General features: G+C 42.2%; 8 protein-coding genes. 2 read left to right on the forward strand and 6 right to left on the reverse strand.

The window, feature by feature from the left end:
- Positions 1–32: 32 nt before the first annotated feature.
- A complete protein-coding gene (fdhD, locus tag I3B46_RS21595) occupies positions 33–863 on the forward strand; it encodes a formate dehydrogenase accessory sulfurtransferase FdhD (RefSeq protein ID WP_053110692.1) in 831 nt (276 codons plus the stop codon).
- A 102-nt stretch (positions 864–965) separates the two neighbouring features.
- Here fdhD and I3B46_RS21600 read toward each other — a convergent pair whose 3' ends face one another.
- A complete protein-coding gene (locus I3B46_RS21600; RefSeq protein WP_036942445.1) occupies positions 966–1,745 on the reverse strand; it encodes a hypothetical protein in 780 nt (259 codons plus the stop codon).
- A 232-nt stretch (positions 1,746–1,977) separates the two neighbouring features.
- Between I3B46_RS21600 and I3B46_RS21605 the strand changes: the two genes are divergently transcribed.
- Positions 1,978–2,301, forward strand: a complete 324-nt coding sequence (locus I3B46_RS21605) for a DarT ssDNA thymidine ADP-ribosyltransferase family protein (protein ID WP_060560777.1) — start codon at positions 1,978–1,980, stop codon at positions 2,299–2,301.
- Positions 2,302–2,522: 221 nt separating this feature from the next.
- Here the strand turns inward: I3B46_RS21605 and mnmE are convergent, their stop codons facing one another.
- The 5 genes from mnmE to rpmH all read right to left on the reverse strand — a co-directional run bounded on the left by mnmE (position 2,523) and on the right by rpmH (position 6,387).
- The gene (gene mnmE, locus I3B46_RS21610) at positions 2,523–3,887 is read right to left on the reverse strand and encodes a tRNA uridine-5-carboxymethylaminomethyl(34) synthesis GTPase MnmE (protein ID WP_004924119.1); all 1,365 of its coding nucleotides are present in this window, start codon (positions 3,885–3,887) and stop codon (positions 2,523–2,525) included.
- Between the two features lie 99 nt (positions 3,888–3,986).
- On the reverse strand, positions 3,987–5,636 hold the full coding sequence (gene yidC, locus I3B46_RS21615; RefSeq protein WP_004924116.1) for a membrane protein insertase YidC: 1,650 nt from the start codon (positions 5,634–5,636) through the stop codon (positions 3,987–3,989).
- 2 nt (positions 5,637–5,638) lie between these two features.
- Complete coding sequence (gene yidD / locus I3B46_RS21620) at positions 5,639–5,899, reverse strand: membrane protein insertion efficiency factor YidD (protein ID WP_014657163.1); 261 nt, start codon at positions 5,897–5,899, stop codon at positions 5,639–5,641.
- Positions 5,863–6,222, reverse strand: a complete 360-nt coding sequence (gene rnpA / locus I3B46_RS21625; protein ID WP_004924110.1) for a ribonuclease P protein component — start codon at positions 6,220–6,222, stop codon at positions 5,863–5,865. Before rnpA ends, yidD begins: the two co-directional genes overlap by 37 nt.
- Positions 6,223–6,243: 21 nt before the next feature.
- Entirely contained in the window at positions 6,244–6,387 is a 144-nt protein-coding gene (gene rpmH / locus I3B46_RS21630) for a 50S ribosomal protein L34 (RefSeq protein ID WP_004906236.1), read from the reverse strand.
- Positions 6,388–7,082 lie beyond the last annotated feature (695 nt).

Here is a 7,082-nt window from a genome sequence, read left to right on the forward strand (position 1 = left end):
ATTATGTATCATTAATGCTAGGAATTCATCTAATGCATGAAACAAATAACACGAAATTGTCAAAATCCATCAAAATGATTGGCGCAAATCACACAAGTGTGCAACAAAAAGGCAACCTCGAACAGTCTGTAACTGATTGGGTAGCCGAAGAATTACCTGTTGCTTTGGTTTATAATGGGATATCTCATGTCGTTATGATGGCGACCCCAAAAGATTTAGAAGATTTTGCTGTTGGGTTCTCATTATCGGAAGGGATCATACAGTCAAGGCAAGAAATTCGTGGAATTGATATTGTTCAAGGCTGCCATCGTGGTATTGAAGTGCATGTTGAGTTATCCAGCCGCCGTTTCATGGGGTTGAAAGAGCGCAGGCGCAACCTCGCCGGCCGGACAGGCTGTGGTATTTGCGGCACGGAACAACTCGACGAAATTTTTAAACCTATTTCCCCACTGCCATTCACCCAAACTTTCTCACTAAGTCACTTAGATAACGCATTATCTGAGCTAAAAAAAGTGCAAGAAATCGGAGCACTCACTGGATGTACTCATGCTGCCGCGTGGATTTCACCAGAGGGCCAATTGGTTGGCGGTTGTGAAGATGTTGGCCGCCATGTCGCATTGGATAAACTTTTAGGTATGAAACACCGTCATGATTGGCAACAAGGTGCCGTATTGGTTTCTAGTCGAGCGAGTTATGAGATGGTGCAAAAGGCGGCAAGCTGTGGCGCTGAGATTTTGTTTGCTGTTTCTGCTGCGACCTCATTAGCCATTGAAGTCGCGCAAAAAGCAAATTTAACGTTAGTCGGTTTCTGCCGCCAAGGAAAAGCCACAGTATTTACCCACAGTAATCGAATTACAGATTAAGCCACCGACTGATATTTCAAATAAACAATTAAAAAAGAAAAATATCAACGTCCTAACATTAAAAATAGTATGGCATGCATAAACATTTACATAGCACTCCCTTTATTCATTTCCCAGAGAGTGCAACATCCAAAGGTTAGGCTCGATATATTCGCCCCATTGAGCTTGTGTATCGATATTAACGGGAACTAACGCCTGCGGTACAATATATTGGCCAGACTGCATAAAACGCATGCCTGTCCATGACTCCCATTGTTTAATGGTGCCAGCAATCACCATAGAACGATATACAGGCTGTAAAATTTTACCCCCTAATCGCCAATGTGTGCGTATCCAAGGGTCAAAAGGCTCCCCTTGTGTATTTTTCCATGCACAATAATCGTCAAATGATTGTAGAGGATAACGATGCTTTAAAGTGGGTCGTACAGGAACAACAACCGCCTTCGCCCCATACGCTACAGCCGCTTTTTTCAACGCATTAATCAGTAGTGCTGGAATTTGATAACCACGATATTCAGGCTCAATCGTCACTGATAATGCAGAAATATAGCGATCTTCACCTTGTTTATTCTCAACCGCAAAATTGAAAATATCATCCCAACCAAAATCAGGCAGTTTTGTCAGATTTTCATCAGGCCATAGAAAGGAGATCGCTTTAATGACACCGACGACCTTCTCTTTTCCATCCACATTCGCGACAGCTAAAAACTGAAATTGTGCATTCGGCTCTTCATACAATACTTGCCAATATTCATCACAAACAGCAGTTTGGCTCATAAACTCTGGCCATAATTTATCCAGCAGTTCATCGGATTCATCGATAAGGTCAGGTCGCTGTACAAAATTGTAGATGTGTATATTGGTAGGAAGCTTAATGCTCATGAATATAACCTATGACTAAAATTAGCTCGACATTATAAAAAGAAAAATCACAAGAAGGATTAAGACAAAATTAACGTTAAGCAGACATCATCCAAATAATAAGTATTTCTTAATGATGTTAGCACTATCACTGCTCTTTGCCATATATTGCGATATTCTCTTGATAATTAGATGAAATAATTAAACTAACACTCTAATTATATTATTTTTATAATAATCAAAGGAATACTATATGAATGATATCAAAACAAAAAAGCTAATATATCATCTTACTAGTTTGAAAAATATAAGAAATATATTGATTGAGGGCTTAAAGCCAAGAGTAGACATTAAGAAATTTCATGATATTGCAGACAAAGAGATCATCGAAGGTAGAAAAAAACATCAATTAGATAGCTATGTTCCGTTTCATTGGTTTTCACGCAATCCCTTTGATGGCAGAGTGCAAAAAAATTTTCCTAATGAAAAATTTGTACTCATTACGATTAAAAGAGAGTTGGCTCAAAAAGAAAACTGGAAAATTATCCTAAGGCACCCTTTGGCTTTTTGCCAATAGTTTATATGCAGGAAATAGTGAACATCTGTCACCGAATTGGGTGACTATTGACAATACAGACCTCATTAGCCGCCGTAAAGATACCTTTTGTATTCACCGATCGTCATGCATATCCTGTGAAGTCTCAGTTTTATAACCAGTTAACAGATCTAACGGCGATAGATTGACAGCAGCTTGCTGATAAGATAGCAAGCTGCCACAACTTTTAGCTAAGCAAATTTTTACTTGCCGATACAGAAACTGGAGAAAATACGGCCTAACAGGTCATCTGATGTAAATTCACCGGTGATCTCGCTCAGCTCTTGCTGTGCAAGGCGCAACTCCTCTGCAAGTAGCTCACCGGAGCGAGCAACGACCAATTGCTCATGACCTTGCGCTAAGTGCATTGCCGCTGCATCAAGGGCTTGTAGATGACGGCGACGAGCCAAAAAACCACCTTCGGTATTACTATTAAAACCCATCGTCTCTTTTAGGTGATCGCGCAACAAATCAATCCCTTTCTCTTCACGTGCAGATAGGCGAATTAATGGGTAACGAACATCTTCAACAAACTCAATTTTTTCACCTGTTTTATCCGCTTTATTGCGGATCACAGTAACAGGCAATGTTTCTGGCAGGCGTGCCATAAATTCAGGCCAAATTTCTTGAGGCTCTGTCGCATCCGTGGTGGTGCTATCAAGCATAAACAAAACTCGGTCTGCCTGTTCAATCTCTTTCCATGCTCGCTCAATACCAATACGTTCAACTTCATCACTCGCTTCACGTAAGCCCGCTGTATCAATCACGTGCAATGGCATACCATCAATATGAATATGCTCACGCAAAACATCACGTGTGGTTCCTGCAATATCAGTCACAATCGCTGCTTCACGACCTGCTAACGCATTCAATAAACTCGATTTCCCTGCATTAGGACGACCCGCAATCACCACTTTCATCCCTTCACGCAACAAGCTGCCTTGGCGAGCTTCTGAGCGCACTCGCTCTAAATCCGCTATCACGTCATCCAATTTGGCTTCAATTTTACCGTCAGAAAGAAAATCAATTTCTTCATCAGGGAAATCGATGGCAGCTTCGACATAAATACGTAATGTCGTCAATGCTTCGACCATTTGATGGATTTGTGCTGAAAATGCCCCTTGTAACGAGTTCATTGCCGAACGGGCGGCTTGCTCTGAACTTGCATCAATCAGATCTGCAATCGCCTCAGCTTGTGCTAAATCTAATTTGTCATTCAAAAATGCACGTTCAGAGAACTCACCTGGGTTAGCAATACGCACCCCATCAATCGTCAAAATACGTCTAAGTAATAAATCAAGAATGACAGGACCACCATGGCCTTGCAGTTCTAGAACATCTTCCCCTGTAAATGAGTTAGGGCCGGGGAAAAAAATGGCAATACCTTGGTCCAGTACGGTGTCATCGACGTCACGAAAAGGTAGGTAATCCGCATAACGCGGTTTTGGTAGCTTACCCAACACAGTTTGAGCAACTACAGCCGCTTTTGGGCCTGATACACGTAAAATACCGACCCCACCACGACCGGGAGGTGTTGCCTGTGCAACAATCGTATCGTTGGTTTGCATGATGTCTCTCTGTCATTCCTATAAAAAATTAAGGCGGTCATGAATGGCCGCCTTAATACTATATCCTGAAATAAGCTTCTTGCTTACCCAAGACCTCTATTATTTCTTCTCTTTTTTATCACGGCTATGTAGACCACGTTTTTCCAGACCGCGGTAGATGATCTGCTGCTGGATAATGGTCACCAAGTTACTCACGATGTAGTACAGTACCAGACCAGAAGGGAACCACAGGAAGAAGATAGTAAAGACGACCGGCATATAGGTCATAATCTTCTGCTGCATAGGATCGGTCACGGCTGTTGGCGACATCTTCTGAATAACAAACATAGTCACACCCATCAACACTGGCAGGATGTAGTATGGGTCTTGTGCTGACAAGTCCTGAATCCAACCAAAGAATGGTGCATGACGTAGTTCAACAGAACCCATCAACATGTAATAAAGAGCAAGGAAGATTGGCATTTGGATAAGCAGCGGTAAACAACCACCTAGTGGGTTGACTTTCTCTGCTTTGTACAACGCCATCATTTCTTGGCTCATACGCTGTTTGTCATCACCAATACGCTCACGCATTGCCGCCAGTTTTGGTTGCAATAAACGCATTTTCGCCATTGAGGTGTACTGTGCTTTAGTCAGCGGGTACATAATACCACGGACGATAAAGGTAATGATGATGATAGCAATACCCCAGTTACCGACAAAACCGTGAATAAATTTCAACAGCTTGAACAGTGGCTGAGAGATAAACCATAACCAACCATAATCAACCGTTAAGTCTAAATGAGGTGCCACTTCAGCCATTTCTGACTGGATTTCAGGGCCTACCCATAGCGTCGATGAATAAGTACCAGCACCATTAGCAGCAATCGTTAATGGTTGGCTCTTATAACCGATAATCGCCTCTTTTTGACCAAGGTCGATGGTGTAGAACGTGCTATTTTCATTACTTGCAGGAACCCACGCGGTTGCAAAGTATTGTTGCAACATCGCCACCCAACCACCTTTAGTGGTGACATTGAGTTTTTTATCTTCGATATCACTAAAGCTATATTTTTTATAGTTAGATTCATCTGAAGAATAGGCTGCACCACGGTATGTATGTAATGCGAAGTTGCTGCTACCTGTATCACGTTCTTTTGGTAGTTGGATAGTTTGTTTTAACTGACCAAAGAAGGCAAGGTTCAAAGCTTGCGCTGTTGGGTTCTGAATATTGTATTCAACATCAACATTGTAGTGGCCGCGTTTCAACACATAGGTTTTTTGATAAACCACACCGTTTTTGTCGGTGAATGTCATCGGAACACGTAGCTCATCTTGGCCATCCGCAAGAATGAAACTTGATGATTCCACACTATAAACAGGGCGTTGACCATTGCTATTATCTGGGTTATCTGGGCCATGTTGGCCAATCAGACCACTTTGTGCCTGATAGATAAAATCGGGTGTAGTTTCCAGTAAACGGAAGGGACTTTCCGAATGAAGGGTTGCAGGATAGGCTAACAAGTCAGCCTCATCGATATCACCACCACGAGTATTGATGCGTAAATCTAACACATCCGTTTTCACTGTGATTAGCTTACCTTGCCCACTGCTTGTAACAGCTTGGGAATCACTGCTTGGCATATCTGTTTGTTGTGTCGTTTGGACAGTTTTTAGATCCTGAGCAGCTTTATCGCTTTCCCAGGCCTGCCATACTAAGAACGAAACAAATAGCAAAGCGATGAGTAGAAGATTGCGTTGCGAATCCATCGTTATAATTCTCTATTATCATCGTTTTTTTTAGGCGGAACAGGATCGTCTCCACCAGCGTGTAAAGGGTGGCATTTTAATACGCGTTTCGCCGTTAACCAACTACCTTTTAACATTCCAAACCTGCGCAATGCCTCAATTCCATAATTTGAACAAGTTGGATTGAAACGGCAACGAGGCCCTAACAGTGGGCTAATTGCCAATTGGTATCCCCTAATCAACCCAATCAGGAGTTTTGAGCCAAGCGACAGTGTCGACGCCATAATTTACCCAATGTTTCCGTTATTTGTTGATTATCGAGATTAGCAACCCCTTTTCTTACCAATACCACAAAATCCATGGGAGGCAACTCATGTTGATGCAAACGAAAATATTCACGGGCTAATCGCTTAATACGATTTCGCTCATGAGCTCGTTTAACATTTTTTTTGGCGATGGTGAGACCGATGCGGGGATGCCCCAGCTCGTTTAGGCGACCAAGGATTGTTATCTCTGGGGAACTCGCCCTCTGCGGCTGCTTAAAGACATTATCGAAGTGCCTGGGAGTTAACAAACGTAACTCCCGGGTAAAAGCGAGCGTAACCACTTGAATAGAGGGCTAGCTTTATTACTTAGATGAAACGGTCAGACGAGCGCGGCCTTTAGCACGACGGCGAGCCAGAACCTGACGACCATTTTTAGTGGCCATACGAGCACGGAAACCGTGTGAACGGTTGCGTTTCAGTACGGACGGTTGAAAAGTGCGTTTCATAACGATTTCTACCTAACTTTAAAATTTATTACTGATTCAGTAAACGCGTTGGCAACCAGTGGAAACTGATTTACACCTGTGCCTCTATCGCAACAATATAGAAAGAGGCAGGATTGTAATAAAACATAGGGGGTCACGTCAATGAAATGACGCAATCAAACCACTTTATTTATAGCCTGGCTGACAGGTTTGCTGACATATGCTGCAACAGCGAATGAAGCGCCATTTTCATAACTTACCTCGAAATGGTCTATCGTGAAAATCACTTCAATGCAGTACACAGGGTGGAAGATTATACGGACTCCGCCTCAAAGCGCAAGGATCATCGGCCGATCTAAAAATATTTTTTGATCCTTAGAGAAAATTTTCCATAAATCGTCTAAAGTTATCCCCAGCTTTGTGGAAAAATAGCAAATGATCGAGATCAAACAAGAGGGTTCTCCTCTAATCGCGATGTCTTACCACAATTACCTGTGGATAAAAAGCATAAAAACTGTGTAAAAGAATGAAGATCTCTTGCCAATTTTACGGTATGATCTCTGGTCACGTTTCTGATCTGCGGATCGGAAAAATACGATGAGTAAAAATGAATCACTTTGACTTCTCTGGCGCTTGCATAAAAAAGCGGCCAGTAAAAAATTCTTTGTTTAATCCGTACTTCTTTTGTTTCATTGATCTTGTTTAGGGGAGTCCAC

The sequence above is a fragment of the Providencia sp. 2.29 genome (assembly GCF_015832305.1).
In the GTDB taxonomy this organism is placed as follows: Bacteria; Pseudomonadota; Gammaproteobacteria; order Enterobacterales; family Enterobacteriaceae; genus Providencia; species Providencia stuartii.